Source organism: Paenibacillus cisolokensis, from assembly GCF_050481165.1.
Taxonomy (GTDB): Bacteria; Bacillota; Bacilli; order Paenibacillales; family Paenibacillaceae; genus Paenibacillus_AH; species Paenibacillus_AH cisolokensis.
On the sequence record NZ_JBCNFP010000001.1, the window covers coordinates 1 to 26112 of the forward strand.

Genomic DNA, 26112 nt, shown 5'->3' on the forward strand with positions numbered 1-26112 from the left:
GGCATGGGGGTCTAACTGCATACAGGGCTATTGCTTCACACTGGCCTGCACATGCGGACTATTGCATACCTGCTGCCTATCGCCTCGCGCCAGCCCCGCCGCTCGGCCCTTTGCGAACCTGCAGGGCCTTATCGCCTGAGGCAGGGCCCTATCGCCTGAGACGGCGCTTCCGCCGTACGGCAAAAGCGCACCCGCGGGGTGCGCTTTGCCGATTCGCCGGAAGCCCCCGAAGCCGGCGGCAGCACTGCTACTCTTTCGTGATCGCGTTCTGGTAAATCTCGATATAACGGGCCAGATTGAGCCCGTCGAATCCTTTGACATACGCCTCCCAATCCTTCTCGATATCGAGGCTGCCGATAATGAACTGGGCCATATTGGACTGAACGTAATCCTGGATGGCCGTTGTCAGCTGCGAGGCGGCGTCCGCATCCTCGGGTCGGATGAATACGCCGGTCGGATACGCCTCGGCCGGCGCGTACGGCGCGTACGCATTCGTCGCCTGCGCCAGACGCGTCTCGTAGCCTTCCGGCGTGAGCGGATCTTGTCCCACTGCGAACAAATCACGGAATTCCTTGGACAAATCTTTCGGGCCCATAAGTGACCAGCTGTCATTGCGGATTTGGTCGGGATCGGCTTCCGGAAGGCCGCTGAAGCTGTATTTGGCCTGAGCGCCATCGATATTTTTCTCGCCTTCCTCCGCTTTCTTCCACCCCGTACCCTCTTCGGTGCCATATTCGCTCAGCAAGGCGCCTTCCTCGCTGAACGCGTAATCCGCGATTTTGATCGCAGCGATCCGCTGTTCTTCCGTCGCTTTATTGGTGACCGCAAACTGGAAGTCGCCGATACCTTGCGTCATACCGGCAAGCTGAACACCTTCCGGACCTTTGAGCGGCGGCACGATAACCCAATGCTTATGCCGGGTCGCATTCGGATCGTACGGGGTGACGAGATAGCTGACGAGCGCGGTCGTAATCGAACCGACCAGTTCGTCGCCTTCGCGGTTGCCGAGCTGTCCGAGCGCCTGATCGTTCTGCGTGAAGGCGGCCGGATCGATCAGCCCTTCCTTGTACAGCTTGTTCATGTACGCCAGGCCCTGCTTCCAGCCTTCCTGATTCGCCGCAAAGCTGACCTTGCCATTTTCCACGATCAAATACTTGTTGTTGTCGTTATAGATAAAGGCATTCATCAGAAAGGCGTCGATATTGCCGTTCCACACATATTTTTTCGGCGCCCCCGTGAGCGGAATTTCGTCGGCCTTGCCGTTGCGGTTCGGGTCTTGTTCCTTGAAAGCTTTCAGCACGGTATACAGCTCGTCGGTCGTTGTCGGGATGTCGAGGCCCAGCGTATCCAGCCATTCTTTATTGATCCAGAACTTTTGCGCAAACGTGCAGTGGTAGCATTCGTTCAGGCGCGGCAAAGCATAAATATTGCCGTCCGGCGCCGTAATCGCGTCTTTGAAATAAGGCTTCTTCTCCATCATCGCCTTGATATTCGGCGCGTATTGCTCGATCAGATCGTTCAGCGGGAGAAAGACGCCCTGCTTGCCGTAAGTCAGCACATCGTTGTACGACAATTTCCCTTCCAGGAATACTTCCGGATAGTCGCCGCTCGCCAAAAGCAGCTGGCGCCGATCTGTCAGCGCGTCGGACGGGGCCAGATCCCATTTGATTTTGACATGAAACATATCCTCTATATGCTTCGTGTAGCTGTTGTCCTCCCATGGCGCCTTGCCTTGCGGAGCAAAGAACGTCATCGTCACCGGACCGGACGTTTCGCCGCCGGAAGCTGTCCCGCCCGATCCGGCCGGACCGCCTTCTCCGGCGCTGCCGCCGCCGCTCTTGCTGCAAGCCGACAACACGGCGATTAGACCGGCAAGACCGAATATCCATGCCATTCTGACCCAAAGCGATCGCTTCATATTACCCCTCCTCAGTTTGGAAAAGTCATCTTCAGACGCCGTCCGACAAGCTGCGCCCATTACAGATGGCTGTGCCAGTTGCATACGGCATCGCCATTGCAGACCGCAGCACCTGTTGCATACGGCATCGCCATTGCAAACAGCTGCACCTGTTGCATACGGCGTCGCATTGCAAACGGGCAACACCTGTTGCATACGGCGTCGCATTGCACACGGCAACACCTGTTTCATACGGCATCGCCATTGCAAACAGCTACACCTGTTGCATACGGCTGCACCTGTTTCATACGACTGCGCCCTTTGCATACGGTGGCACCATTGTAGACGGCGTCGCATTGCAGACGGCAGCACCCATTGCAGTCGGTTGCGCCATTGCATACAGCAGCGCCGTCCGCTGGAGGCAAGCCATCGCAGCAAATGGGCAGCCCCGCTCGCGGAGACTGTCGGCGCTTAGGTCATCCTTTCAGCGAGCCGATCATGACGCCTTTTACAAAATGCTTCTGCACGAACGGATACATGATCAGCACCGGCACCGATGCGACGACGATCAGGGCGTATTTGAGCGCCTGCTCGAAGCCTTGATCCCGGATTTTGGCCGCGGTATTGGCCAGCATCTCCGGATCGGCCGCATTCAGAATCAGCAGGTTCCGCAGCACATACTGAAGCGGAAACAGCTTCTCCGACCGCAAATAGATGAGCGCGTCAAAGTAGGCGTTCCAATGCCCGACCGCGTACATGAGCGTCATGACGGCGATAATCGGTTTCGACAGCGGCAGCACGACGCTGACAAGGTAACGGGTGTCCCGGCAGCCGTCCATCTGTGCCGCTTCCGCCAGCTCTTGCGGGATGGAAGACTGAAAGAACGTGCGCGCGACGATCACCTGGAAGACCGACAAGGCGCCCGGCAGCCACATCGCCCAGCGGGTATCGAGCATATTCAGCTCCTTGACAAGCAGATAGGTCGGAATGAGCCCGCCGCTGAAAAACATCGTGATCATCAGCAGCGTCATAAACAGATGGCGTCCGTAAAATTGCCGCACCGACAGCGGATACGCCATCAGAATCGTAAAGGCCAGATTGATCAGCGTGCCAAAAACGGTGTACACCACCGTGTTGTAATAACCGGTCATCAGCTGCGAGCTGCGGAATATCGATTTGTACGCCCGCAGGCTGAATTCGACCGGAAACAGCCACACTTGTCCGGAAACGACCGCGCGCGGCGAACTGAACGACGAGCTGACGATATAGACGAGCGGATAAAGCACCGCCAGCATGACCAGCGTCAGAAAAACATAGATGGCGAGGAGAAAAATACGATCCCCGAACGACTCCTTGATTCCCGCTTTGATCATCATGCGCATCCCCTTACCACAGACTCGTCTCCGATGCCTTCCTTGCAAAGAAGTTGACCGCGATCAGCAGCACCAGATTGACAACGGAGTTGAACAGGCCGACCGCCGTGGAGAAGCTGAAGTTGGCGCCGACAAGCCCGACTTTGTAAACATAGGTTGATATCACTTCCGACGAGCTCAGATTGAGCGGATTTTGCATCAGAAATATTTTTTCGAAGCCGACATTCATGATGTTGCCGAGATTAAGAATAAGCAGGATGACGGTTATCGGAATGAGCGAAGGCAGATCGATGTGCACGATTTTCCGCCATCTCGGCGCCCCGTCCATCTTGGCGGCCTCATACAGCGCAGGATCGACGCTCGCCAGCGCGGCCATGTAAATGATGGACGCATATCCCATTTCCTGCCAAACGCCGGACCAGACGTAGATCGATTTGAAATATTCCGGTATGCCCATAAAATTGGTCATGTCTTGTCCGAACAGCGAATACAGCCTGTCTACGACCCCCACATGCGGCGTCAGCATCAGAATGACGATCGACACCATCACGACCGTGGAAATAAAATGCGGCGCATACGTAATCATCTGCACCGATTTCTTGAACAGCCCGTTGCGAATTTCGTTCAAAGCGAGCGCCAGCAAAATCGGGACGGGAAATCCGGCAACGAGCGAGTAGAAGCTGATGACGATCGTATTTCGGATGATCAGCCTGAAATTCGGAGATTGGAAAAAAGCTTCGAAATGCTTCAACCCGGCCCACGGGCTTCCCCATATCCCCTGCACGACGTTGAAATCCTTGAAGGCGATTTGAACGCCGAACATGGGCACATATTTGAAAATGATCAAATACAGAACCGGCGGAAGTATGAGAAGATACAGCTCCCAGTGCCTCCGTATTTTTTGGCGGGGCGATAACCCGCGACCCATTCGCAGCCCTCCTTCGCACGTCATGGCGTCCGACCGTTGTCGCGGTTGCCGCGGCCCGCGATCGTGGTCGCCGCAATCCGAATTGTAGAAGACCGGAAAGGGCAACGGCAATGCACAAGATTCGCCGTTTCGCCTTTTTTCGTTCAGCCACGCCAAACCGGCCCCGCGCCGCGAAGTTATCCATATTCCGCCGCTACTCCGTTTTCGCCGACCGGGGCGACTTCCTTGTTCGTCCCGCACATCTGCTTGCGGTAATCTCTCGGCGACACCCCCACCACATTTTTGAACGCGCGGTTGAACGAATTGTAATTGTAGTACCCGACCTCGCTGCTGATCGTCTGCATCGGCTTTTCCGTTTCCAGCAGCATTTTTTTCGCCTGTTCGATCCGCCGCCCGATCAGAAAATCGACGAAGTTTTCGCCGGTTTCATCCTTGAACATTTTGCTGAGATATTTCGGATTGACTTGGAACTTGCCGCTCAAGTAATCGAGCGACAGCTCCGGATTGGCAAAATGCCGCTCAATGTAGTCACGGATTTGAAGCATGAGCGCCCTGCTTCGGTGCGACTCCCGCAGTTCCTGAATCCGCCCGGTCATCGCGTCGAAGATGCGGACGCACTCCCGCTGCAGACCGTCAAGCGTATCCCACCGGCCGGCAAGCTGCTGCAGCTCGCGCCGGATATCGCTCCAGATCGCCCGGTAGTCCTTCGACTGCTCCGATACTTCGCCGTCCAAATGCTGGACGAAAAACTGCATCACGTTTTCTATTTCTCTCCGGGGCAGTACCGCTTCGCGGATTTGGCGGAAAAACAGGTCGATATGAGCGCGCCATTCGGGATCGGCCATACGGAGCGACGGGGACAGCAGGTAAATCGTTTTGAACCATTCCTGCGGCTCCTTCTGCGGCCTGACCGTATCTTTCGCGGCGATCAGACGGTTGGCGCCGAGCACCGCTTTGAATTGCAGACATTGGCCTGCCGTCTGGTAGGACAGGCGCGTTTCCTCCAGCGTCGTGGCCGGCCCGCCCTGGCCCGCCGTAATCGTAAAGCTGACATGGCGCCCGATCCACCTTCTGCATTCTTCCAAAATCGCGGCGCTTTGCTGTGCGGAGTCCGGCCCGGCCGTCCACAGGATAAGGGACAGGCGGCGGTCCGTCGACCACTCCGCCCAGACGGCCGCCCCGTGCAGCTTGGCCGTTTCGTGAACGGCGCTGTACAAAATAAATTTCAGCAAAGACCGGTCCCGTTCGCCGTACGTCCCGGCGAAACCGTCATAATCGTCGATTTCCACGATGAATGCCGTTGCCGTTTTTCCCTCCACCCGAAGATGGAATTGGCTCAGTTCGGCCATCCATTCCAGCTCGCTAAGCTGCTCGTTTCCTTCCAGCACCTGATGAAAGTGATAGCGCCGCTGCATAATGAGCCGCTCCCGATACCGCTTCTGAAACAGCCTCGATTCGTTCATCAGGCTTTCCAGCGTACTGCGGATGAAGCTGAACTCTCCGTTTTTGTCTCCGGCCGCATGGTCGGGTTTGGCGGAATAAGTCTCGATCAGGGAGACCAGCTGACGGATCGGCTTGTAGTTCCGCTTCGTGACCAGCACGACCCATATGATGCCGAGCATCGCGACGATCAGCGCAAAAACGACCCATGTATAATAAAAAGAAAGCGTCCATTTCAGACCGTTGCGGTCATGCAGGCCGCTTGCAATTTCCCAACCCGTATACGGGGATACATAACTGGACAGCACGGTACCCGAGCCTGCGCCGCCGCTCTCTTCCGTTCGGCCTGCCGGCTGCGCGCCGAGCAAGTCGTTGCCTTGGCGGTCCAGCATCTTGACTAGGGAAATATCCGGGTTGTACATTTGCCCGACCGTTTCCTTCAGCTTGGCCAGGCTGACGTTCACTACAAAATATCCCTGCCGCTCGCTCCGGTTGTAGGGCACGCTCTTCACCATCGTGACGACATCGACCGGATCGGAGTCGGCAAACGCCTGAAACTTGCGGGCGTCCGACCATTTCGTTCCCGCGGGGGCGGCGGCGTAAGCCCGGATGAAGGGGGCGTCCCCGAACTCTTCGGCCGACCGCGGAGCGTCCCCGAAGATGAATCCGTCGCTGAACCGGACAAAATAGATCGAATCGATGACGGGATAGTTGAATTTGAGGTCGTCCATGACCGCCTGGGCTCTGATGTTGGCGAGCACATCCATCGATGTCCGGCTGAAGAAACGCTGAACGTCCTCGTTTGCCAATATTTCACGAACGACCCGGTATTCGATGCTTCTCAACGCGTTGTCCGTCAGCCGCACCACCTGCTGCGCCAGAAAGTCGTTCGCTTTCATCGCTTCCCTGCGGGTCAGTTCGTTCAGCGTTTGAAAAAACAGGATGAACAGAATGGTAATGACGATAAAAAAGACCGGCAGATATGAAAGCAGCAAACGGCGAAACCATGTTTTGGTCATCCGCCATCCTCCTCCCTTTTTCATCTGTTATAGCCGAACCGGCGGTCGGCAACAAGCTGCCGCGTCGTTTCCGGACAATGTATCGTGAGCGGTTTCATACGTCCTGTGCATATAAAAAAACTGACGCCTTGATCAGACGTCAGTTTATATCGGTTTATCGCAAGCTGCAATTGCCGAAATTCCACAACCTATCATTTTTCCGCCTGCGGTCGCCGCTCGCTCGGGACGCCCCGTTTTCGCCCCGTTTCGCTGCGGTCTAGTACATCACAATGGCCGATTGGCCGGGTTTCGCCGAAATGTAATAGGCCAGATCGTCCCGGGTAGAGACATAGATGCTCGCGTCATCCGCATCGATCCGCTCGAACGTCACCGTGAAATTGCCGTAGGCATCGCCCTTCGTTTGGAGCGTTTCGATATGTTCGCCGTCCTGCGTCGAAGCGTGGACCTCCACCTTAATCGTCCGGTTCGCCGCTTCGGCGAACGCCCCCCTGACGATCAGCTTCCGGTCGGTCTGATAGGTCACTTTCACCGTCCGGTCGGGAAGTCCGCCCTTCTTCTCGTTCTCGGTCATGACGGTTATTGCGGTAGGCCGGAACGTCAGGCGAAATCCCTGATCTTGCAAGTTTTTCAAAAATACGATCGCTTCGGCGCGGGTCAGCCGGTCTTTCCCTGCATAGCCTTTCACAGTAGCCGACGTTTTGCCGGAAGAGAAGCCCATATTGAGCAAAAAGCGGATCGCATCGTCGTCGTTCGCGTAGTTTTTGCCGCTCAGGCCGGCGACGATCTGCGCCACCTCCGCCCGGGTAATGGCGCGATTGCGCCGCCTCGCATCCATGACGCTTTTGTCGACATCCAGGTTCAGCCTTTTCGCATACCAATAGTACCGGTCGCTCCATACGCCGAGACTTTTGCTTGGCTTGCCGGTACGATCCATGCCGCGAATCACGCTGTCATCGGCATACAAGGTGAACAGCATCGCCAAAAATTCGGCTTCGCTCACCTGCTTGTTCGGCTTGAACGTGCCGTCGGCATAGCCTTTGACCATTTCCCGCTCGACTGCCCATCGGATCTGTTCTTCAGCCCAATGTCCTGTTATATCTTTGATGGCCGGCATCGTGTAGACGTTCACCCGAAGCGTGGCCGTCCGTCCTTCGTAACGGACGACGATATCCGCCTGGCCCGGCTTCAAGCCCATCACCGCACCGTTTTGGATACGGATCTTGTCGGAGTCCGTCTTATAAGCCGCTTTCGATTTGACGTCCACGCTCAAGCCGTTTTCATATACTGCATGAATGGCCGGCAGCTTCAGCTCGCTCCCGACCTTGACGGACAGCTCGGCCTTTTCGGGAAACAATCCGGTAAGCTGTCCTTTCTCGATCGGCTCGACGCGGAAGAACCGGGTTTCGTACGCGATCTCCGCGTCCGTTCCGTCCGTTTTTTTCAAACCCGTGATCCGTACCGCGAACCTTTCACCATCCTCGATCAATTGCGTCTCGTCCGGACGGAAGATGATGCCGTAAGTATAGCCGTAACGGGCGGTGTCGACATTGAAATACAGCCCGTCAGCAGCGGACCGGGAAGAGGATCTCGTCTCCTTCCGCGTCTTCTCGTCGAACACCCATGTTTTCCGGTCGCTGAGCCGGGTCAATTCCACCCGGACGTCGGACAGCTCGGGCTGCTGAAAGCGGGACGGGTTCAAATGTACCGACCAGGCCTGATTCCCCTCAAAAACATCGAGCGGAAACGCGCCTTTGTTCGGATACAGGATGTAATTGAAATCGAGCTGGCCTTCCCTGCTCTGATCGAACACCTGCATGGCGCTGTAATATCCGTCCTGTTTCCCGTTGCTCGCGGCGGCGAGACCGAAGCCGATCCGCTTCAGTTGAGGGCTCAAAATCCATCTGCGATGGCCGACCCGATCGATATTCGAGCTGTCGGAATCGTCCATATAAGCCTCTACGCTCCGCACCAGTACGTTGTCCGTACCGCTTGTCGTCCAGTAAATATTGGAGCTGCCGGCCGATTTCTCCCCCAATTCGAAGAAGTCTTGCGGCATATCCTCCGGCTGGACGGGATTGTGGGTCAGCCGCCCGTTGGCGGCGATCGTCACCGCGCCGTGCTGGGCTTGCCGGTTCAACGATTCGTCCAGCACCAGATCGGCCGGCAGGCCGGAGACAAAGCGGTAGAAATTAGCGGCGTTCAATCCTTTCTCCAAATAGCCGTCCTTCAGCTTGCCCGCCCGGTAAGGCGACTTGCTGCTAGGGATTTCGGCGAAGGCGCCGTCTCCCGCATCATGCGCGTTCTTCATCCATTGATTCCACTTTGCCGCGATCTCCTTCTCGCTTCTTTCCGGCAGCAAGCTGTCGACCGGCACCGGTTCCGCAAACGCGGCATGCGGCAGCCACAGCGATAACAGGATGCTGCCTGCTGCCAGACTGAAATACTTTAGCAATCCTTTCCGCCGATTGTGCATGTTGCCATGTCCCCTCTTTTCGGAAGTATACACATATTTTCGGCGTAAGGACGGCTTGATTTTAGAGGAGAATTCCACGCACCCGCCCTCAGGGCAGCGCCAGCTTGCCCATCACGGTCGGAGCCGAGGCGCCGGTCGCGGCCGGTACATTGTTGCAGTTGCCGAGCAGGAAGGCGTGCCCGAGCAGGGCGAAAATGACCGCCTCCTTGGCGTCTTCCGGCACGCCGAACGCACCGGCCTGCAGCACGGCCTGCTCCGGAAGCAAGGCGGCGAGCATCGCCATCAGCGTGCGGTTATGAGCACCGCCGCCGCTGACGATCAGCTCGTCAATGCGGCTGTGCGGCATGGCGAAACGGCGGCAGGCGTCGGCGATGGAATGCGCCGTGAAGGCGGTGGCCGTCGCCACGATGTCGGCGGGGGCCAGGCCGCGTTCCGCCGCCCGCGCCAGAAAGGCGGACGCGTAAGCGGCGCCGAACAGCTCGCGGCCGGTCGACTTGGGCGGCGGCTGGCGGAAATACGGATGCGACATCAGTTCCGCGACAAGCGCTTCGTCGACCGTGCCTTGCGCCGCCCACGCCCCTCCCTCGTCGTAGCTCAGCTTGCCGCCGCTCAGCGTTTGCACCGTCTGGTCGATCACCATGTTGCCCGGGCCGGTGTCGAACGCCATCACATCCTGCAGGCCGGCTCCCGGCGGAAGCACGGTGCAGTTGCCGATGCCGCCGATGTTCTGCAGGATGCGCCCCTTGGCCGGGTGGCCGAACAAAATCAGGTCGCCGTACGGCACAAGCGGCGCGCCTTGTCCGCCGACGGCCAGGTCGGCCGGCCGGAAATCGCCTACCGCCGGCCGCCCCGTCCGCTTCGCCAGCACCGACAGATCGCCGATCTGCAAGGTGGAGCGGACCAGATACGGATCGGCGGGCAGCGCGTCCGGCATATGCCAGATCGTCTGGCCGTGCGAGCTGACGAAATCGATCTCGTCCAGCGATAGTCCCGCCTCCCGGACGGCTGCGGCGGCCGCATCGGCGAACAGCTCGCCGAGATAGGCGTTCATGCCGCATATGGAAGCTACATCCGAGGACGCCGGATCGCACAGCGCCTTCAATCTCTCCCGCAAGGCGTCGTCGTACGGGCGGGATTCAAAATGCAGCAGCGACACCCGGGACGCCAGACCGCTTCCTTCGATGCGGACGACCGCGGCGTCGATGCCATCCAGCGACGTGCCCGACATGAGACCGACCGCGATCGCATACGGCCGGTCGGTTTCCCAGCGGATCATCGCTTTCCCTCCCCGCCGCCGGACGGCGAACGGAGCGCCTCCAGCGCCAGCAGCATGGCGCCGTACGACGCGTCCCGCTTCGGATCGATGCAGCGCCAGCCGGGATGGCGCCCGGCGATGCGGCCGACGACCGCTTCGCGCACGCGGCGGTTGCGGGCGAGAACGCTGCCGGCCAGCGCGATCTCCCGCCGGAACGGCGCCGGCCAGCGGCGCTCCGATTCCCCGGCTTCGCACGCTGCCCCGGTCTCGCCTCGCTCCGCTTCCGCCGCTTCCAGGCGCCCGATCACGGCGAACGCCAGCTCGGCGAGCGCCGCCGCGTTCTTGTCCGCGATGCGCAGCGCCGCCGCATCCAGCGTCTCGCAGGCGACCGACAACAGCGGCGCCAATGCCGCGATGTCCTTCTTGCCCGTCCGCTTGTCGTAGACGAAGCCGATCAGTTCGCCGACCGAACCGATTTGCAGCCGCTCATAGACAAGCTCCGTCAGGATGCCGGGAGCTTCCCGGCCGTCTGCGGAGCGGACGACGGCGGAGAGGATGTCGCGGCCGATGCTGTAGCCGCTTCCTTCGTCGTCGATCAGATGACCGAATCCGCCGGCGCGATGCGTCAGGCCGGACGGATGGCGGCCGTAGCAGATCGAGCCGGTACCGGCGATCAGAATGATGCCGTGCAGCCCTTCGTGCGCGCCGCATAGCGCGGTCTCGTGGTCGCCGGCCAGAATAAGACCGCCCCGGTAGCCGTTTTCCTTCAGCCGCGCCGTCAGCAGACCGCTTACGGCGGGATTGCTGATGCCGGCGGCGCCGACGCACAGCTGCACGCAAGCGTCCAGCTCGCCGCACCGCTCCGCAATGCCGCGGCACACGTCGCGAATCGTCGCGGCGAATCCCGCCTCGTCCTGTCCGTTATAGTTCAGCGGGCCCGCGTCGAACGTGCCGACAACCGCGCCCGTCTCGTCGGCGACGGTGACGGCGGTCTTCGTGCCGCCGCCGTCCGCTCCGGCAACATATCGCATACAGGGATCACTCCGTTGTCAATAGAGGTGGTACTGCCGCTTTCTCTCCGCGAACGCGCGGCTCTCTTCCGCGAACTGTCCGAGCAGGCCGGCGACATCGACCGGCTCGTTCCGGTACACGCTGTCTCCGCACAGCAGATCGATGAAAGGTCTGCCGCCCTCGCGAACCGGCGGCAGAAACGCAAACGGTTCGAACAGCTCCTTGATCGTAAACAGCAGCGTCAAGCCCGTCTCCACGGGGCGAACAGCGCGCTCGTCAAGCACATGCACATGGACGCCGCCGCACATTTCGCCCTGATGCTTGGAAGCCGTCGGCTTGAAATAGACCGGGCGGAAGTATACGCCGGGAAGCCGCTTCCGATTCATCTCGCCGGCCAGCAGATCCGGATCGATGAATGGCGCCCCGATCATTTCGAACGGCGCCGCCGTCCCCCGTCCTTCCGATACGTTCGTCCCTTCGAACAGACATGTGCCGGGATACAGCAGCGCCGTATGAAAGCGAGGAATTCCTAAGGATGGCGGAATCCACACCAATCCGGTATCGGAGAACAGCATCGCGCGATCCCATCCTTCGCAGCGCACGACATGGAGCTCGGCGTTCCATTTCATCTCACTGTTCGCCATCACCGCCACCTCGCCGGCCGTAAGGCCGTAGCGGACAGCGAGCGGATAATTGCCGACGAACGAACGGAAGCCGTCCTTCAAAATATTCCCCTCCACCGTCACCCCGTCCAGCGGATCGATCCGGTCGAGCACGACAAACGGCTTGCCCGCCGCCGCGCAATCTTCCAAAGCGTACAGCATCGTATAAATAAAAGTATAGTAACGGGTGCCGACATCCTGAATATCGTAGACGATCATATCGACCTCGTCCAGCATTTCCGGCGTCAGCCGCTTGGAGTCTTGGCGGTAAAGGCTGTATACCGGTACGCCGGTGGCGGGGTCCTGATAAGTGTCCACGAGTGCGCCCGCTTCAAGGTTTCCCCGTACGCCATGCTCCGGCGAGAACAGCGCGGCCAATTGAAACTCCCGGTGCATAATGTCGATCGTCGACCGGAAATCGTTCGCGAGCCCGGTCGGCGAGGTGATCAGTCCGATGCGTTTGCCGCGAAACAGATGCGCATACTCCGTTACGCAATCGATGCCGTTGCGGATCATCGCCTCTCCCCCTTGTCTGCTACAGCTCGGACTGACGAAGACGCATCGTCTCCGGCGGAATCATGAACGTTTCCGCATACTGCTTTCGCGCCTCGATGCCGCGCACTCGGGCCAGATGCTTGTAATATTCCAGATACGGGAACGATTTGCTGCCGGTCACGAACCAGTGCGTGGACAAAGCTTTGATCCACAAATCGTAAGCTTCCTGATCGAAATCCACATAGAGGTACGGCACGTAATCGACGGCATCCTCCCAATTCTCCGAATAATAGAGCTTCGCTGCGAAATGAGCGGGCCTTTCCCGTTCCAGTGCGCGCAAGCCGGCGAAAAATCTCGCGTCGTTCACGATCCGGTGGGTCGTCGCATGGTCCTTGTGCATGCTGTTCCGATGGTGAGTAATGATGATGTTCGGCTTCACTTCGCGGATGACGTCGCAGACGCGAAGCCGGATCTCTTGATCGTCCGGAAGCTCCCCGTCCGGAATGTCGTCGAACACGATCGCCCGGCCGCCCAGCATTTCGGCAAACGTATGCGCTTCCCGCACTTTCTGCTCGCGGTATTCGTTCACATCCTGCCAATCCGGCACGCCGCGCTCCCCGGCAGTCAGCGCCAGCGTCACGATGCGGTCCCCCTTCAAAGAATGGCTGGCCAATACGCCTCCCGCCGTCAGTTCCACGTCGCCCACATGAGCGCCGATACCCAATATTGTAATCGGTCGTTCACTCATTTTTGCAGCTCCTTTCTCATAACCGCGAATTGCTTCACCGTGGCGAACCCTGCCCGTTCATAAATGCGAATAGCCGGATTGCCGCTTCCGGTATAGAGCGACATGTAGTCCGTGCCGATATGCCGGAACGCTTCACACAGGCGGAAAAACAGAATCGTGCCCAGACCGTGCCCTTCATGCTCCGGATGAACGCCAATGCCCGCGAAGTAGCCCCGCCCGTTCTCCTGCCGGATAACCGGACCGGCGAACCCGACGGCCCGGCCTTCCCGATGCGCGATCAGCACAGGCACGCCGTCTTCGGCGCTCTGCGCAATTTCCTTGCGCCAGAGCGGGTTGCCGAGCGCATCCAGCATCTCCCCGACACCGAAGTGCCGCGCGGCATCGAACGGCTCTACCCGGTAGCCATTCGATGCCGCCTTTTCTTCCTTGGCCCGGATATCGTCGGGAACGGCGAAGCCGTCAAGCGGCAAATACATCGCGCATTCGATTGCCCGCTCGGCATAGCCTTGCCGCAGCAGAAAGCTATACAGCGCGCTGCCGACCGGCACGCCCGGCGCGTTGTTATGCTCGTGCCTGGGGGTATCCGGTATATACCACGGCAGCTGCATCGGATTGAAGAACAAGACCTCCGCCTGCCGCTTGCCCTTCTCCCGGAAACGACCCTCCAGCGCCCCGAGCAGCGCCGCATAACGCTCTTCCGCCTGCGCGCCGTCCGCCAGCACGATGCAGGTGATGTAGCCGGCGACATCGCCGAGAGGCAGATCGTCACCCGTACAGCCGCAGGCGAACCCCCGGACGCGGCCGTCTTCCAGCCACACGAACGTATTGTCCGCATCGAAGTATGCATTGCGCAGGAAGATGGCGGAGAACCGCTCTTCCGTCATTTCCTTGTAGCCGTCCTTCACCGCCTGTTGGTTCCACAAGGCGATAACTTCGGGCGCGTATCGGTCGTCCCACTTCGCGATCATGCCGCTTCCTCCTTACATGACGCAACTTTCTTTCGTGCCTCATCCTTGTTCAAACCGAACTTACTTTCATACCGCATCCTACTTCAAGCAGTAATTTAAGCCGATCCTTTCAAATCCGCTCCTTCTTTTGCCGCCCAGTCTCGTTGTCAGCCTTTGACCGCCCCGACCGTCACCCCTTCGAGGAAGTAACGCTGCAAGCTGAAGAAGAGGACGAACATCGGCAGAGCGGATATCGTGGCGCCCGCCATCATCGGCGCGAAATAGGTCGTATTGGCGAAGCGGAAGTTTTTCAAGCCGACCTGGATCGTCTGCATGTCCATCGTGTTCGTGACCAGAAACGGCCAAAAGAACGTATTCCACGTTTCCATAAACGTCAGAATCGCCATCACCGCCATCACCGTTTTGGAGAGCGGCATCACAATGCGGAACAAAATCTGTAGCTGGCTGCATCCTTCCACCTTGGCGCTTTCCAATATTTCCTTCGGAATCGTCGACATGAACTGCTTCGCCAGAAAAATGTTATAAACGGTAACGAGCGACGGCAAAATCAGCGCGCTGTACGTATTTTGAATTTCAAATATGTTGACAATCAGAATGTACAGCGGCACCTGCGTCACCTGATACGGAATCATCATGGCGCAGAGCAGCACGGCAAACAGCACATTGCGTCCCCGGAACTGGATTTTGGAGAAAGCATAGCCCGCCATCGTGGCAAACAGTACGTTCGAAACCATTACGCAGACGGCGACGAGGAGCGAGTTGCCGAGCCACCGGTACGAATATTCGCTGTAATCGAAGAAAAATTTGTACGATTCCAGCGTGAATTTCCCCGGCCAGATCGAATAGCTGACCGCCCCCGCCTCTACGGGATCGCCGAACGACGAAATGATCATGAAATAAATCGGAAACAAGGTCGCTAGCGCAAAAAGCAGAAGGAGGACGATGATGACGGTGTTGCGTATATATCTGGCAGTGCGGTTTCCCAAATGGTTGTTGTACAAGGCCAAGTCCGTTCCCTCCTTCTACCTTAATATTCAACGTCTTTGCCCATGAACTTGAATTGGAAAAACGAGATCAAGGCAATGATGAATGCCAAAATGAGCGATTGCGCCGCGGCTTTGCCGAATTCGAAATATTTGAACGCCGTATCGAAAATGAGAAGGCCGACCATCGTCGTGGAGTGGTTCGGACCGCCGCCCGTCATCAGATAAGCGTTCTGGAACACCTGGAACGAACCGATCACGCCGGTCACGAGCAGGAAGAGCGTCGTCGGCTTCAGGCACGGAATGACGATGTGCCACATTTTTTGCAGGAAGGTCGCGCCGTCGATTTCCGCCGCCTCATAGTAGCTGTCGTCAATACCGAGCAGAGCCGCTACATAAATAATGATGCTCGTGCCGTGACTGGACAGCCAGGACATCAGCACCAGCGAAAACATCGAGGTCGAACTGGAGCCGAGCCAGTTCTGATTGGAGATGCCGAACCAGCCGATCAACTGGTTGAGGATGCCGTTAGGCAAAGGGTCGAAAATCCACAGCCATACGACCGACAACGCGACGCCGGAAGCAACGGCGGGAAGGTAGTATATCGCCTTGAACGTCGTCTGCATCCACTTCTTGAGCGGCATAATCATGATCGCGACGGCAAAGGAAAGAACCAGCGCTACCGGCACGGTCAGCACCGTGTAGACGACCGTATTCCTGATCGCCTTCCAGAACAGATCGCTGCTTAAAATGTCCGAATAATTGTCGAAACCGATAAAAGTAGAGCCCATCGGGCTGTATTGCTGAAAGCTGATGATGAACGCACTTGCAACCGGATAGGCGGTGAACACCGCGAAGACCGTCAGCGCGACGGCGATGAATGCGTAAGCCCAGGCTCCGTCTCCTCTGTTTAATCGTCTTCTGATCATGGATGCCATTTGAGCCATCATGCAGGACTCCTTTCCGATGCCGCTTCACAAAACATAGATCGGATAGCCGCCCGACGTAGGCGGCTATCCGAGCATGCTCCTTACTCCTTCACTACCCCGTCTTCGCCGAACGTGTCGATCGCAGCCTTCTTGACCGCTTCGTACATTTCCTCCGGCGTAATTTCATTCGCCAGCAGCGCCTGCAGCTTCGGAATGATAACTTCGTTTTCGATTTTGATCGCTTGGGCGCCAAGCTCTACCGGAATGTCGGGGCGAGCCGGGGCTGCGGTTTTCAACATGTTCTCGACGGCCGCAACGTTGTCCGGATTGCGGTTCGTCTCCATGCTTTCCGCCGCTTTCCGGGCGCTGTCCGTAATATGCGCCGCGAACAGATCGTTGTTGGTCGCAGCCGCCACTTGACCGCTGGCCAGGAAGTATGCCGCTTTGACGACGTTGGCCTTATGCTCTTCGGACGGCTCCTTCTTGCCGCGGAACGCCACATATCCGTCCACGACCGCATGGGCTACGGCCGGTTGTCCGGCGAACGACGGCACAGGCAGCACGATATAATCCACTTTGATGCTGTCTTTCACGGCGCTGCCGTCACCCGCTTCGATCTTCGCATTGTTCTGGTTCGCCGAGTTTTCGAATACGGCAAGCCCTTTGCCCGTAATCATCGTCTGGCCGGTCAGGAACATATTCCACCGCTTGCCCGCGTCGACGGAGCTCAACTCTTTCGGCATGGAGCCGTCGTCGATCATTTGTCGAATCGCTTTCAACACTTCGAGGAAGTTTTTGTTCGTGTAAGCGTATTTCAGATCTTCCGTAAACGGAGACGGCATGCCGGCGCTCTTGACGAGAATGCCCAGATAGTCTTTGGAAGCGACGCCCGCCGTTGCGAATACGAAGCCGTAGCGGGTCGTTTCATTGCCGTTCTTCACGACACCTTTCTTGATCGCTTCGCGGAATTCTTCGTAAGTCCAGCCCTCTTGCTGCACTTTCTTCCAGTCGATGCCGGCTTCCTCCAGAAACTGCTTGTTGCCGCCGAGCGCGTGAACCTCCATGTAAGCCGGGAAGCCGTACAGCCCGTCGCCTTTCTTCATGTATTCCAGCGGGGCCGGGTCGAAGTCCTCGATCATCTCCGGTGTCGCCAGGTCTTTAATATCCAGCAGCATGCCCATCTGCGCGTATTTGGAAATGCCGTCGGAACCGATGAAAGCCAGGTCCGGCGGACTTCCCGCATTCACTTGCGTATCGAGCTTCTGGGTAATATCTTCCCAGCTGGCCGGTTCGATTTTCAAGGTCAGGTTGGGATACAGCTTATTGAAATCGGCTTCCATCTGTTTGAAATTTTCCTGATACTTCGGAGATACCGGGGGAAGCAGCGCCGTAATGGTATCTTTCGCGTCCGAACCCGAATTTTCCGATCCCGAAGAAGCGCCTTCGCCCGTAGAACCGCCCGAATCAGAGCCGCCGCCGCCCGATCCGCAAGCGGACAACAAGCCCAGGGACAGCAGCAGCGCCAATACTGCCGCGGCAAACCTTGTTTTTCTTTTCATGCTCAAGATCCTCCCTTTTAAATATAAAGTCTATATACTTACATTTGCCTAAAGCTTGCTTACATTACTTTAGTGCAAATGCGTATAGCTTCTTTCAGGTTGCCTGCGCACTGGGCGAGCACGCGCTCCGCGCTCGCGGCGTCCAGTCCGGATTTGATCATCATGATCGCAAGCTTGCAGTCCATGGACGATTGCGCCAAATAGGCCGCGGCCGTCTCGTCATCCACGCCCGTCGCCGCTTTGATGATGCGCAAGGAACGGTCGAACAGTTTCTTGTTGCTGGCTTTCAGATCGACCATCAGATTATTGTACGTTTTGCCCAGCTTCACCATCGTGCAGGTCGACAGCATGTTCAGCACCAGCTTCTGGGCCGTACCCGCCTTGAGTCTGGTGGAGCCCGCAATCACTTCCGGTCCGACGACCGGCGCGATGCAAATATCGCAAACTTGCTCCAGCTTCGTGTTCTTGTTGTTCACGACACCGATGGTGACAGCGCCGATCTCGGCGGCCCGGCGCAATCCCTCGATCACGAACGCCGCGCTGCCGCTTGCGGAGATGCCGATGACGGCATCCTTCTCCGTTACGCCAATCCGGTCAATGAGCGCCCGGCCTTCGTCCCCATCGTCCTCGCAGCCTTCGACGGCCGTCCGCAGCGCCTGGTCGCCGCCGGCGATATAGCCTTGCACGAGCGACGGGTCGACGCCGAACGTAGGCGGGCATTCCGATGCGTCAAGCACGCCGAGTCGGCCCGACGTTCCCGCTCCGATATAGAACATTTTGCCGCCTTTTGACAGCGATTGATAAAGCGCTTCCACAGCGCGTGCGATATGGGGGATTTCCGCTGCGACCGCAGCCGGAACCTTGGCGTCTTCCCGATTGAGCAATTCAAGCATCTGCTCCGTCGTGCATTCATCGATCATCTGTGTGTCGGGGTTTATCCCCTCCGTCGTCAAGCTTGCAAGGTAGTCTTTCATTCCATATTCCCCTAACGTGACCATAATCAAGCCGAGTTCAGCCCGTACGGATCGGTCCATTTCCTCTATCTTGTTTAGCTCTATATTAAGCGTTTTATTTCAATGTCGTCAATACATTTTGTAATATTTTTTTATGTTGAAATTAATTATTGGCATTTTATATCACATACCCATCCCTGCGGAGCGGTGCCGCGCTCGCATTAACGGGCACATGGCGAAGCGGGGTTGAAGCGGAAAGTGAGTTAGAGTGTCGCGGTTTCGGGTTGGGCATGCGTGTGTTGTACCAGCGTTTGAAGTGTCACGATTTCGGGGCGTGGTAGTGTGTGTGCGTATCGGCGTTGCAGTGTCTCGGTTGCGGGGCGAAGTTGAACGCGGTAAGGCCGGTTTTTCCGTATATCAATCGATCGAACGAGGTCAACGGCACATATTTTGGTGCGATTATGCACCAAGTCTCGACCGAACCGCCGTAAATGGAAGTGCCGCAGACAATCAAATCTTGCAAAAATACATCTTTTTCGGGAGATTTCAGGGCAATCAAAGAAAATTGATGCAAAAATACATCTTTTTAACAAAAAAAGACCCAAAACGGAGTGATCAGGAAAAAATTGCTGTATTTTTGCAGGATTTTGGTCCTTTGAACGATTTATGATCCATAAAAGCTGCACTTTTGCAATTTTTTTCCCCATTTGTTTAGGCAATGCGTGAAACGGTGGCGGTGGAGTGCGGCGGTGGGAGGCGGCATTGAAATGCAGCTTAGGATGCTGCGTTGAAAATGCGGCTTAAGAGTTACAGTGAAATGCGGCTTGGGAGACGGGGGTTGAAATACAGTCGGGGGCGGCGGTGGAAGACGGTCAGCATGTCTGCGGTCGGCGGGGCTGCAGACGGCGAAAAGGCCTGACGTACCCGTACCATCGAATAACCCTTCTCGTTTATGCGGTTGCAGAATGCGCCTTGTCAGTGGCTGCAATATTTGTTCTTGCAGGTTTACGTACCAAAAAAGGCCTTCCGGATCATTCCGCATTCCGGCCGGCCTCTTTGCGCATTCGCGCTGCGAACGGTGGAAAGCTTGCAAATTTGCTAACCTGCACAAATCTCAAAATCGCGAACCGCACCATACTGCAAACTACAAACTACAAACTAAAAACTGCACAAAACTCTCGCGCAAATCTCAAAACCGCAAACCGCACCATACTGCAAAACCTGCAACCTACAAACTACAAACCTACACCAAACTACAAAGATACACCAAACTACACAGCTACACAAAACTACAAACTGCAAACTGCAAACTACAAACTACAAACTACAAACTGCAAACTGCAAAACCGCAAACTGCACCAACCTGCAATACTACAAACTGCAAACTACAAAACCTGCAAGCTGCTATATCGCCAAACAACCACGAGGTCACTTCCGCCGCTTGCTCGCAACGATGTTATGGGTCTTGGACAAATACTTCTTGACCTGCTGATAATCAGCGCTGGCAACGCCTGCGAACAGGATGTCGATGACCGTCAGCATGGCGATGCGCGACCCCATTGCGCCGCTGCGGAGCGAGATCTCCGGCGTAGAAATGCTGAGCAAAATATCCGCGCGTTCGGACAGTTCGCTCTTGTTGTACTTCGTAATCGCAATAATATGCGCGCCATTCCTTTTGGCAATGTCCAGCGTCTCCAATATTTCCACGGTCTCGCCGGAGTTGGAAATAAAAATGGCGACATCGCCCTTCGACAACAGCGTCGCGGCTGTCAGCTGGCTATGTCCGTCGACGTAGGCGTGGCAAATTTTATTAATGCGCGTAAATTTCTGCTCCGCATCCTGGCAGACAAGACCGGAGGCGCCGATTCCGAAAAATACGATGCGCTTGCTGGTGCGCAGCACCTGTATCGCTTTCGATATCGCGTCGCGGTCGATGACGCTGAGCGTATCCTCGATCGATTTGATATTGTTGCGGCTAATGTTGGCAATAATCGTCTGCAGATCGTCGCCCGGCTGAATATCGGTATGCTGATCGCCCGACTCTTCGTCCATGGAACCTAACGAGGCGGAAATGCTGACGATAAAGCTTCGATAGCCATTGTAGCCCATCGTCTTGCAGAAGCGAAGCACGGAGGCGTCGCTCGTCTTGCTTGCCTTGGCCAGGCTCTTGATGGAAAGATGCGGAATTTCCTCTTTGTTCGCCAGTATATATTCCGCGACCATACGCTCGACAGGCGTCAGACTGTCTTTCCGGTCCCGAATCTTGATCAACACATTATCGTTTATCGCCATTGGCCGTTACCTACCCGTCTAGTATTTTGCGCAACTAAATCGTATACGCAATGGTGATATTTTACAAGTACCTCTGATTGTAAAATTAAAAATCGATATATTTCTATTCTATAAAATTTTATTACAATACTTTTTTATCATTTTGAATTCATAAATGCAAATTCGGTTTATGCCGCAATAAAGAAACAACCGCTGAAGAGTTACTCGGCGGTTGTTTATCGAGCAGTTGCGCAAGTACGCAAACATTTGCGTAGAGCAATGCGTTATTTGGTGACTTTCAAGGCTGGTTTTTGGCAAGCTGGATGATCTCTAGCGGGTTCACAATTAATACGACCTGTCCGTCGCCCAGCAAGGTGGAACCGGAAATGCCGGGTATGCCCGACAGGTGCCCGTCCAACGTTTTCATGACAAATTCCTGTTCATTGATGAGCTTGTCCACGACAATACCGAATTTTTCCGACCCATTGGAGATAATAACCGTATTTAATTCTTCATCGTTCATCGTTCTTTCGCCGAGCATGAACAACTTGCTCAGCCATTCAATGCCAATGACATCCCCTCTGAGGTGTACGAAATACTTGCGATTGAATTCATGGATCTCACTCGGGTGAATTTTTACCGTCTCGGAAATGTTGTCGATGGGAATGATGTACGTTTCGTTCAAAACATGCACCGTCAGCCCTCTTGAAACCGCAAGCGTAAGCGGAAGCTGTATGACCATTTTGGAGCCTTTGTCGGGAATGTAAATTATTTTGTGTAAATGAATTTGAACCAAAAAGCCAAAGTAACTCGGGAAGGCTTTACATGGAGGGGCGGGCATGATAGGCTAAATTGCCTTGGCGATACGAGTTTACGAATACGGTCATGTAGGCCGTCAAATCGATGTCCACCGGGAAAATCGTCACTTTCCCCGCCATAATAGGTCCGTTCGAGCTGAGCGACAGCGCGAAGATGTGCAGCATGGGAACAAGACAGAGCACGCCGGCAATGGAGATTGCCGCGACGATGGCGATGTCCGCGATCTTCCCGCTTGCGTTTCTTTTCATGGCCAGCCCTCCTTCACCAGATGCCCTGATCGTTGATTTTTCTTGAAATATAATCTGCCGACAGCAGAAAGATCAGACCGACCACGGCCTGAAACAGGCCGATTGCGGTTGCGATCGTGTAGCGGGCCGATTGAATGCCGATTTTGTACACATAGGTGCTGATCACTTCGGAAACATCGGTTACATGCGGATTGCTCAGCACATACGGACGGTCGAAGCCGATGCTCGCCATATGGCCGATATTGATAATGAGCAGGATGATAATGGTGGGCTTCATCCCCGGCAGCGTAATATGCCAAATTTTGCGCAGACGTCCGGCTCCGTCGACCTCGGCGGCCTCGTACAAATCTTTGTTGATGCCTGTCAAGGCGGCCAAATAGATAATGGTTCCCCAGCCGGCGCTCTGCCATATGCCGATTCCCAGATAGGTGCCGATCCAATACAGCGGCTCCGTCAAAAAAGGAATCGCTTTCAAACCGAAAGACCGGAGCACGTTGTTGACGATGCCGGTGTTGGTCGCAAGCAGCTGCAGCGCCATCCCCCCGATAATTACCCAGGAAATGAAGTGGGGCAAATACAGGATCGTCTGAACGCCCTTTTTGAACCATTGAATGCGCAGCTCGTTCAGCAATATGGCCAGAATGATCGGAATGGGAAAACCGATGAGCAGGTCGAGCAAATTCAAGACGAACGTGTTGCGAAGCGCGTTGTAGAACGCGTCCATCGCAAAGATTTCCCGAAACGTCTCAAACCCGATCCAGGGGCTCGCCCATATGCCCTGAAAAATGTTGTAGTCCTTGAATGCAATGATGATGCCGAACATCGGTCCGTATTTGAACACGAAAAAATAAAGCAGCGGCAACAAAACCAGCACATAAAGCTGCCAATCGCGATACAGCCATGCGCTTCGCCGGCGTATAGCCTCACGAGGCTTGCCGCCCGCAGCAATTGCCATATTCGTCCTCCCTTCGTGTTTCGAATCCGAGCGCTCTTGGCAACAATGTATCATCCCGGCGTCAAACCGCAAATTGTCATTTATCCGGGGATTAACACGCATGAAAATTCGGCGCCGCACGGGCGATTAACCGAAATGACGGACTTAACCGAAACGACGGCAAGCCCGGAAATGCCGGTGCCGGCATGGAAATTCGGCTTCCCCTTCCTACCCTTCTCGGGACCGGTGCATGTTCCGGTATTCTCCGGGCGGAACGCCGAACATTTTTTTGAACGCGCGATGAAAGGAAATGACGTGAAGATAGCCTACCTGTTCGGCAATGCTCTGGATCGGTTCGTCGGTTTCGAGCAGCAGCCGCCTGGCATGCCCGAAGCGTACTTTGAGCACATAATCCATAAACTTCTCCCCGGTCGCTTCCTTGAACAGATGGCTGACGACGCGCGGGCTCAGCTTGTAATGGTCGCTGACCTGAATCAGGGACAAGTCCGGATCGGCATAATGAAGATCGATATAGGCTTTAATCCGGTCGGCGACGGCATGGCTGTCGCGGTTTATCCGTTCGCGCTCCATATCGCGGGCCAGTTTGTTCATGACCGCGTGCAATCGATCCTGCAGCTCTTCGACCGTCTCGGCATGCCGGGCCGCCTGTTCGAACTGATGCCGGTATTCGGCAGTCCATAGCCGCTGAATGCCGGCCGGCAGCATCCGCATGGCCGTCTCCAATTCGCGGATCAGGTCATTCGTCAGCCTCGCCAGATCGTTCCGGGTGAGTAGCACCCGTTTCAATTCGCCGAATATGTCCCGCAGCTTGTCCTGCCACTGTCCGTTGTTCAGCTTGTAGAAACGGATCATCTCCGTCAGCGGCTCGAAATACCGGTAGGTTCCGCCCGGCAATTTGGTCTCTGCGATCTGGCTGTCAATGACGACATTGACGCCGAACACCGCTTTGTACGACAAATGCTTCGCCGCCTGGCGATGGAACGAGGCGATTGCCTCGATCGAGCGGAATTCCTCGCTTATGCCCGCCGAGACGGTGATGTCCAGATTGTCGTTGATCCAGGCGCGGAATTCTTCGGCAAGGCGCGGCAGCGTATCGCCGGAAGAAGCCTCTTCCTCGCCAAGATGGTGAACGATGCTTAACCGGTGGGGCTCGGTCCATGAATGCCAGACGTGCACGCCCCGTTTTTGCGCCATTTCCCCATAGGCGGTCTCGATCAGAAATTTCAGTAAATATTGGTCGCCCGGCTTGTATTGCGCGGCAAACGCGCCGTATTCGTCAATTTCGATCATCACGATGCCAAGCCGCTCGTAACGATAGGGCATCTCCCATGCCTCCATCTGCTTCTCCCACTCTTCCTGCGTCATCACGCGGAGTCCGGAGAGCAGCTCCATAAACAATGTCCGTTGGCGCAAGAGCCTGTCCTGCTTATGCAGGTTTTCGTAATCCATCGAACTTTGGAGCAGCTGATCGATCGCCGTGTCGATGAATGCCAGCTCATTCGGCAGGCTTTTGATGCCGAGTTCCCCGCTTTTGCGCGCCGTGTAATTTTTAATTTTGTCCGCCATCATCTGGATCGGCTTGTAGTGGATGTGGGTAATCAACGTGAACCAGGCCACGGTTGCCAAAATAATGACGAAGATGACCGCTGCCCATATATCGGATAATAGCGACACGACAGAAAAATTGCCGGAGAGAACGCTGTCGGCGTAATAATTCCATCCGGTATATTCGGACCGAACCGCGATCGGTCCGGCCTCGTCCGGCTGCGCGGACGAAAAAAAGGGATGCATGTTTTCATCCATAATGCCTACGGAACCGCTTTCATTTTCGTTCAATTCACGGATGAAGTGAAAGAGCGAGCTGACGTAGACATTGACGACGACCGCCCCCCGCTTCTCCGAAGCGAACGGATAGAGCTTGACGAGCGAAACGACCGGCTGCTTGTTCCGGTCCAGCTGGGATTGGCCGTACGCTCTCGGTTTCGTCCATCCGTACGGAACGGGTCCCCGATTGAACGCCTCGATAAACGAGCGGTCGCCGAACGAATCGAGCGTGAACACGTCCGAATCGGTCAGCACTTTTCCGGCCGCCGCATCGTACAGATAGACCGAACTGAAAAACGGCAGGGACGCCTTGAGCTCGACCAGCTTCTTTTGGATAAGGAAGAAATCGTACAGCGTCTTCGGTTCGTCCGTGAAAAAGGACTGCAGCGTCTTGTCCGACTGCATCTCGCTGACGACGTTCCGTTCGATCAGCTTCAGGTTGGCATCCGTATTCCGCATAATCTGCTCGACGATCGCCTGATTCGTCTCGATATATTTTTTTCCGAAGCATTGTTCAGCATGGTAAAAAACACGATAATAAGCGACGAAACGGCGACAAAAAAGATCGGCGTATAGGAAAGCATCATGCGGTAATACCAGTTCATCCTCAATCGAATCACTCCTTCGAACTTTTTCACGGATAAACAAGCGACAGCCCGGAACGTCTGAAGTCCCGGACTGTCGAAACGGACAAGCTGCGTCAATCCCGGCTGACAACCGGCCACCTCGCCCGCCTGCCGCATGACGAGCAATGCCGCAATGACGGCCGCGAGGAACCCGGTATGAACGTTCATCAGATCGATTGAATCCATACGGTTCATGAGCAGAACGAATATGGTCAAGTCGGCTCCGGCCGCCGCGAGCGTTCAATGCCCTTTCATCGCAAAACGCCGGCCTCAGCCGCCGAATATTGGCGCTCATTCGCGCCCGTCCCCCTTCGCTGCAAAAAGACTGCGGACCGCGCTCTCCAATGCGACCCATCTTTCCCAGAACGAGTCCAGCTCCCGTTTGCCCGCTTCCGTCAGGCGGAAATATTTGCGGCGCGGGCCGAACGGCGATTGCCGGTAAGTGGCGGCAATAAGGCCGTTCCTCTCCAGCCGCATCAGCAAGGGATAGATCGTCCCCTCCGAGATGTCGGGAAAACCGTTCGCTTTCAGCTTCTCCGATATTTCATAACCGTACGTTTCGCTGCTGCCGATGATTTGCAAAATGCACCCCTCCAAAGTGCCTTTCAGCATTTGTGACCGATCATTCATAAGACACCTACCTTGTAATGCAAAATAGAATGGCCGTTGGCTGCAT

The 26112-nt window shown here is 56.2% G+C and carries 22 protein-coding genes; 1 reads left to right on the forward strand and 21 read right to left on the reverse strand.

Going from position 1 to position 26112, the window contains the following annotated elements:
• Positions 1 to 247 precede the first annotated feature (247 nt).
• From ABEV74_RS00005 to murQ, 14 genes are all read right to left on the reverse strand, one after another.
• Positions 248 to 1918, reverse strand: coding sequence for a type 2 periplasmic-binding domain-containing protein (locus ABEV74_RS00005; RefSeq protein WP_430142590.1), 1671 nt, complete (start codon positions 1916 to 1918; stop codon positions 248 to 250).
• A 455-nt stretch (positions 1919 to 2373) separates the two neighbouring features.
• Positions 2374 to 3270, reverse strand: coding sequence for a carbohydrate ABC transporter permease (locus ABEV74_RS00010; protein ID WP_430142710.1), 897 nt, complete (start codon positions 3268 to 3270; stop codon positions 2374 to 2376).
• A gap of 13 nt (positions 3271 to 3283) precedes the next feature.
• Entirely contained in the window at positions 3284 to 4198 is a 915-nt protein-coding gene (locus ABEV74_RS00015; RefSeq protein ID WP_235593220.1) for an ABC transporter permease, read from the reverse strand.
• A gap of 176 nt (positions 4199 to 4374) precedes the next feature.
• A complete protein-coding gene (locus tag ABEV74_RS00020) occupies positions 4375 to 6657 on the reverse strand; it encodes a helix-turn-helix domain-containing protein (protein ID WP_430142593.1) in 2283 nt (760 codons plus the stop codon).
• Between the two features lie 256 nt (positions 6658 to 6913).
• The gene (locus ABEV74_RS00025) at positions 6914 to 9130 is read right to left on the reverse strand and encodes a CAP and S-layer homology domain-containing protein (protein WP_430142596.1); all 2217 of its coding nucleotides are present in this window, start codon (positions 9128 to 9130) and stop codon (positions 6914 to 6916) included.
• 88 nt (positions 9131 to 9218) lie between these two features.
• Positions 9219 to 10406 carry an anhydro-N-acetylmuramic acid kinase gene (locus ABEV74_RS00030; RefSeq protein WP_430142598.1) on the reverse strand — a complete coding sequence of 396 codons (1188 nt, stop codon included), beginning with the start codon at positions 10404 to 10406 and terminating at the stop codon, positions 9219 to 9221.
• Positions 10403 to 11416, reverse strand: coding sequence for an N-acetylglucosamine kinase (locus ABEV74_RS00035; protein ID WP_430142601.1), 1014 nt, complete (start codon positions 11414 to 11416; stop codon positions 10403 to 10405). The genes ABEV74_RS00030 and ABEV74_RS00035 overlap by 4 nt, the downstream gene beginning before the upstream one ends.
• A gap of 18 nt (positions 11417 to 11434) precedes the next feature.
• A complete protein-coding gene (locus ABEV74_RS00040; protein WP_430142604.1) occupies positions 11435 to 12574 on the reverse strand; it encodes an exo-beta-N-acetylmuramidase NamZ family protein in 1140 nt (379 codons plus the stop codon).
• A gap of 19 nt (positions 12575 to 12593) precedes the next feature.
• A complete protein-coding gene (locus ABEV74_RS00045) occupies positions 12594 to 13301 on the reverse strand; it encodes a PIG-L deacetylase family protein (protein WP_062495053.1) in 708 nt (235 codons plus the stop codon).
• A complete protein-coding gene (locus ABEV74_RS00050; RefSeq protein WP_430142609.1) occupies positions 13298 to 14269 on the reverse strand; it encodes a GNAT family N-acetyltransferase in 972 nt (323 codons plus the stop codon). Before ABEV74_RS00050 ends, ABEV74_RS00045 begins: the two co-directional genes overlap by 4 nt.
• Before the next feature lie 146 nt (positions 14270 to 14415).
• Positions 14416 to 15276: a carbohydrate ABC transporter permease gene (locus tag ABEV74_RS00055; protein ID WP_062495055.1), complete on the reverse strand. Its 861-nt coding sequence runs from the start codon at positions 15274 to 15276 to the stop codon at positions 14416 to 14418.
• Positions 15277 to 15296: 20 nt separating this feature from the next.
• Positions 15297 to 16199, reverse strand: coding sequence for a carbohydrate ABC transporter permease (locus ABEV74_RS00060; RefSeq protein ID WP_430142712.1), 903 nt, complete (start codon positions 16197 to 16199; stop codon positions 15297 to 15299).
• 83 nt (positions 16200 to 16282) lie between these two features.
• Complete coding sequence (locus tag ABEV74_RS00065) at positions 16283 to 17740, reverse strand: ABC transporter substrate-binding protein (RefSeq protein WP_430142613.1); 1458 nt, start codon at positions 17738 to 17740, stop codon at positions 16283 to 16285.
• 59 nt (positions 17741 to 17799) lie between these two features.
• Positions 17800 to 18714 carry an N-acetylmuramic acid 6-phosphate etherase gene (gene murQ, locus ABEV74_RS00070; protein ID WP_062497166.1) on the reverse strand — a complete coding sequence of 305 codons (915 nt, stop codon included), beginning with the start codon at positions 18712 to 18714 and terminating at the stop codon, positions 17800 to 17802.
• A 325-nt stretch (positions 18715 to 19039) separates the two neighbouring features.
• Here murQ and ABEV74_RS00075 point away from each other — a divergent pair, with 325 nt between their 5' ends.
• Complete coding sequence (locus ABEV74_RS00075; protein WP_430142616.1) at positions 19040 to 19363, forward strand: hypothetical protein; 324 nt, start codon at positions 19040 to 19042, stop codon at positions 19361 to 19363.
• 758 nt (positions 19364 to 20121) lie between these two features.
• On the opposite strand, the gene ABEV74_RS00080 is transcribed toward ABEV74_RS00075, so the two are convergent.
• The 7 genes from ABEV74_RS00080 to ABEV74_RS00110 all read right to left on the reverse strand — a co-directional run bounded on the left by ABEV74_RS00080 (position 20122) and on the right by ABEV74_RS00110 (position 26066).
• On the reverse strand, positions 20122 to 20985 hold the full coding sequence (locus ABEV74_RS00080; protein WP_062495067.1) for a MurR/RpiR family transcriptional regulator: 864 nt from the start codon (positions 20983 to 20985) through the stop codon (positions 20122 to 20124).
• Between the two features lie 277 nt (positions 20986 to 21262).
• The gene (locus ABEV74_RS00085; RefSeq protein WP_430142620.1) at positions 21263 to 21658 is read right to left on the reverse strand and encodes a chemotaxis protein CheW; all 396 of its coding nucleotides are present in this window, start codon (positions 21656 to 21658) and stop codon (positions 21263 to 21265) included.
• A gap of 127 nt (positions 21659 to 21785) precedes the next feature.
• Entirely contained in the window at positions 21786 to 22031 is a 246-nt protein-coding gene (locus ABEV74_RS00090; protein ID WP_430142623.1) for a hypothetical protein, read from the reverse strand.
• Positions 22032 to 22044: 13 nt separating this feature from the next.
• Positions 22045 to 22986 carry an ABC transporter permease gene (locus tag ABEV74_RS00095; protein WP_430142626.1) on the reverse strand — a complete coding sequence of 314 codons (942 nt, stop codon included), beginning with the start codon at positions 22984 to 22986 and terminating at the stop codon, positions 22045 to 22047.
• A gap of 207 nt (positions 22987 to 23193) precedes the next feature.
• Entirely contained in the window at positions 23194 to 25269 is a 2076-nt protein-coding gene (locus ABEV74_RS00100; protein WP_430142629.1) for a helix-turn-helix domain-containing protein, read from the reverse strand.
• Complete coding sequence (locus ABEV74_RS00105) at positions 25245 to 25652, reverse strand: hypothetical protein (RefSeq protein WP_430142631.1); 408 nt, start codon at positions 25650 to 25652, stop codon at positions 25245 to 25247. The genes ABEV74_RS00100 and ABEV74_RS00105 overlap by 25 nt, the downstream gene beginning before the upstream one ends.
• A 75-nt stretch (positions 25653 to 25727) precedes the next feature.
• The gene (locus ABEV74_RS00110) at positions 25728 to 26066 is read right to left on the reverse strand and encodes a PadR family transcriptional regulator (protein WP_430142634.1); all 339 of its coding nucleotides are present in this window, start codon (positions 26064 to 26066) and stop codon (positions 25728 to 25730) included.
• Positions 26067 to 26112: the final 46 nt, after the last annotated feature.

Coding starts and splice junctions, on each gene's coding strand:
- ABEV74_RS00060 (WP_430142712.1), bottom strand. CDS start 16,199: ATGGCTCAAATGGCATCCATGATCAGAAGACGATTAAACAGAGGAGAC.
- ABEV74_RS00095 (WP_430142626.1), bottom strand. CDS start 22,986: ATGGCAATTGCTGCGGGCGGCAAGCCTCGTGAGGCTATACGCCGGCGA.
- ABEV74_RS00045 (WP_062495053.1), bottom strand. CDS start 13,301: ATGAGTGAACGACCGATTACAATATTGGGTATCGGCGCTCATGTGGGC.
- ABEV74_RS00030 (WP_430142598.1), bottom strand. CDS start 10,406: ATGATCCGCTGGGAAACCGACCGGCCGTATGCGATCGCGGTCGGTCTC.
- ABEV74_RS00025 (WP_430142596.1), bottom strand. CDS start 9,130: ATGCACAATCGGCGGAAAGGATTGCTAAAGTATTTCAGTCTGGCAGCA.
- ABEV74_RS00040 (WP_430142604.1), bottom strand. CDS start 12,574: ATGATCCGCAACGGCATCGATTGCGTAACGGAGTATGCGCATCTGTTT.
- ABEV74_RS00015 (WP_235593220.1), bottom strand. CDS start 4,198: ATGGGTCGCGGGTTATCGCCCCGCCAAAAAATACGGAGGCACTGGGAG.
- murQ (WP_062497166.1), bottom strand. CDS start 18,714: ATGAAAGACTACCTTGCAAGCTTGACGACGGAGGGGATAAACCCCGAC.
- ABEV74_RS00090 (WP_430142623.1), bottom strand. CDS start 22,031: ATGAAAAGAAACGCAAGCGGGAAGATCGCGGACATCGCCATCGTCGCG.
- ABEV74_RS00010 (WP_430142710.1), bottom strand. CDS start 3,270: ATGATCAAAGCGGGAATCAAGGAGTCGTTCGGGGATCGTATTTTTCTC.
- ABEV74_RS00100 (WP_430142629.1), bottom strand. CDS start 25,269: ATGCGGAATACGGATGCCAACCTGAAGCTGATCGAACGGAACGTCGTC.
- ABEV74_RS00020 (WP_430142593.1), bottom strand. CDS start 6,657: ATGACCAAAACATGGTTTCGCCGTTTGCTGCTTTCATATCTGCCGGTC.
- ABEV74_RS00035 (WP_430142601.1), bottom strand. CDS start 11,416: ATGCGATATGTTGCCGGAGCGGACGGCGGCGGCACGAAGACCGCCGTC.
- ABEV74_RS00050 (WP_430142609.1), bottom strand. CDS start 14,269: ATGATCGCGAAGTGGGACGACCGATACGCGCCCGAAGTTATCGCCTTG.
- ABEV74_RS00080 (WP_062495067.1), bottom strand. CDS start 20,985: ATGGCGATAAACGATAATGTGTTGATCAAGATTCGGGACCGGAAAGAC.
- ABEV74_RS00005 (WP_430142590.1), bottom strand. CDS start 1,918: ATGAAGCGATCGCTTTGGGTCAGAATGGCATGGATATTCGGTCTTGCC.
- ABEV74_RS00065 (WP_430142613.1), bottom strand. CDS start 17,740: ATGAAAAGAAAAACAAGGTTTGCCGCGGCAGTATTGGCGCTGCTGCTG.
- ABEV74_RS00110 (WP_430142634.1), bottom strand. CDS start 26,066: ATGAATGATCGGTCACAAATGCTGAAAGGCACTTTGGAGGGGTGCATT.